The sequence below is a fragment of the Streptomyces niveiscabiei genome (genome assembly GCF_001419795.1).
GTDB lineage: Bacteria > Actinomycetota > Actinomycetes > Streptomycetales > Streptomycetaceae > Streptomyces > Streptomyces niveiscabiei.
Genome location: NZ_LIRL01001008.1, coordinates 1 through 2,527, shown reverse-complemented (window position 1 = coordinate 2,527; position 2,527 = coordinate 1). Strand labels below are relative to the sequence as shown.

General features: G+C 71.7%; 2 protein-coding genes. One reads left to right on the top strand and one right to left on the bottom strand.

Annotated elements, in window-relative coordinates; translation table 11 throughout:
• Window positions 1-183: 183 nt before the first annotated feature.
• Window positions 184-1,404: an acetyl-CoA C-acetyltransferase gene (locus AOK24_RS38825; protein ID WP_055724639.1), complete on the bottom strand. Its 1,221-nt coding sequence runs from the start codon at window positions 1,402-1,404 to the stop codon at window positions 184-186.
• 201 nt (window positions 1,405-1,605) lie between these two features.
• Between AOK24_RS38825 and AOK24_RS38820 the strand changes: the two genes are divergently transcribed.
• Window positions 1,606-2,127: a GNAT family N-acetyltransferase gene (locus AOK24_RS38820; RefSeq protein WP_055724638.1), complete on the top strand. Its 522-nt coding sequence runs from the start codon at window positions 1,606-1,608 to the stop codon at window positions 2,125-2,127.
• Window positions 2,128-2,527 lie beyond the last annotated feature (400 nt).

Below are 2,527 nucleotides of genomic sequence, written 5' to 3'. Positions count from 1 at the left end.
GGAGATAGGTCACATCCTGGGTGAGATTGGATCACAAATCGGCCCGGAGTTCGGGGGAATCCCATACTCCGGGCCGACTACTACGTCAAGTGTCAATTCGACTACGTACGGCTGTCATTCGGACCGCCGAAGAGCCGCCGAAGCGCCGCCGAAGAGCCGCCAGGCACCCGCCAGGCACCCCGCCTAGCTGAGCCGCTCGATGACCATCGCCATGCCCTGCCCGCCGCCCACGCACATCGTCTCCAGGCCGAACTGCTTGTCGTGGAACTGGAGGGAGTTGATCAGCGTGCCGGTGATCCGCGCGCCGGTCATCCCGAAGGGGTGGCCCACGGCGATGGCGCCGCCGTTCACGTTCAGCCGGTCCAGGTCGATGCCGAGGTCGCGGTAGGAGGGGATCACCTGCGCCGCGAACGCCTCGTTGATCTCGACGAGGTCGATGTCGCCGATGCCGAGGCCCGCGCGCTTCAGCGCCTGCTTGCTCGCCTCGACCGGGCCGAGGCCCATGATCTCGGGGGAGAGGCCGGAGACGCCGGTGGAGACGATCCGGGCGAGCGGGGTGAGGCCCAGCTCGCGCGCCTTCGTGTCGGACATGATGACGACCGCCGCCGCGCCGTCGTTCAGGGGGCAGCAGTTACCGGCGGTCACCAGGCCGTCGGGGCGGAACACCGGCTTCAGGCCCTCCACGCCCTCCAGCGTCACGCCCGCGCGCGGGCCGTCGTCCTTCGACACGACCGTGCCGTCCGGCAGCGTCACCGGGGTGATCTCGCGCTCCCAGAAGCCGTTCTTGATGGCTTCCTCGGCGAGGTTCTGCGAGCGGACGCCGAACTCGTCCATGTCCCGGCGGGTCACGCCCTTCACCCGCGCCAGGTTCTCCGCGGTCTGGCCCATCGCGATGTACGGGTCCGGGACGAGGCCGTCCTCGCGCGGGTCGTGCCACGTCGAGCCCGTCGACTGCGCGACCTCCGCCGTACGCGCCTGCGCGTCCGCGAACAGGGGGTTCGTCGTGTCCGGGAGGCCGTCAGAGCTGCCCTTGCGGTACCGGGAGACCATCTCGACGCCGGCCGAGATGAAGACGTCGCCCTCGCCCGCCTTGATCGCGTGCAGCGCCATGCGGCTCGTCTGGAGCGACGACGAACAGTAACGGGTGATCGTGCAGCCCGGGAGGTGGTCCATGCCCATCTGTACGGCGACGATGCGGCCCAGGTTGTAGCCCTGCTCGCCGCCCGGCAGGCCGCAGCCCAGCATCAGGTCGTCGATGTCGTGCGGGTCGAGCTCGGGGATCTTCGCGAGCGCGGCCTGGATGATCGTCGCGGTGAGGTCGTCCGGGCGGAGGTCCTTGAGGGAGCCCTTGTTGGCGCGGCCGATGGGGGAGCGGGCGGTCGAGACGATCACGGCTTCGGGCATCACGGCTCCATTGACGTTCACGGATCAGCTGATGATGGGAAGTTACCCGTACGTATGGGGTTGGTCACGGGGGCGGTGGTGTGACCCTGGCCGCAATTGTCCAAGCGCTTGCTTGGACGGCCGGGGTGGAGGGGCGTACTGCTATGGTTACGCCACCGACAAGCCTCCCGGCGTGAACTCCCCGCCGCGGAGGCTTTTTTCATGCCTACACAGATCCAGATCCGTACGGCCACACCCGCCGACCGCCCCCTGATCGACCGCCTCTGGCTCATGTTCCGCCACGACCTCTCCGAGTTCCACGACGTCCTCCCCTTCCCCGACGGCACGTTCCGCGCCGAGCGCGTCGACTCGGCCCTCACGGACCCCGGCTGGGCCCCGTACCTCTTCCTCACCCCCGACGACCGCCCCCTCGGCCTCTCCTTCGTCCGCGCCCTCGACACCCCCACGGCCGTCATGAACACCTTCTTCATCGTCCGCGCCGCCCGCCGCCGGGGCCTCGGCCTCACCGCCGCCCTCGCCCTCCTCTCCCGCCACCCCGGCCCCTGGCAGATCCCCTTCCAGGACACGAACACCACCGCGGTCCGCTTCTGGCGCCGCGTCGCCACGACCGCCGCGGACACCTGGACGGAGGAACACCGCACCATCCCCGGCCACCCCGACCTGCCGCCGGACACGTGGATCTCGTTCGACACGGAGTCCGCCAGGCGGGAGCCACAGTCCTGACGACAGGGCCGACGGCCTGGCGGTGCGGGCGGGGCCGGGGCACGACCCGACGGCCCCGCCCGCACCGCACCCCGGGGCCGGGAGCCGCACGCCAACGCCGGACCCCCGAGGGGGGCGCGCGGGGAAGCCGGCCCGAGGGGAGGACGTACGGGCCCGGAGCCGCTCGGCTTTCTGCCCGCGCCGGATGCCCGAGCCGACTGCCCGCGTCGGACCTCTGCGCCGGGCCCCGAGCCGACCGGCGGGACCTGTACGGCGACCCCGCCAGCCCGCCAGCCCGCCAGCCCGCCAGCCCGCCCGCTAGCCAGCCCGCCGGGGCCCCTCGCCGGACCCTCCGATCCCGTCGCGGCCTGCTCGGGCGACGCCGTGACGGCGGGTCCCGCACAGCCGCGTTCACCGCCGG

What these genes read in the sequence shown, in the direction of transcription:
- AOK24_RS38825 (WP_055724639.1), bottom strand. Translation starts at nt 1,404, where the DNA reads ATGCCCGAAGCCGTGATCGTCTCGACCGCCCGCTCCCCCATCGGCCGC.
- AOK24_RS38820 (WP_055724638.1), top strand. Translation starts at nt 1,606, where the DNA reads ATGCCTACACAGATCCAGATCCGTACGGCCACACCCGCCGACCGCCCC.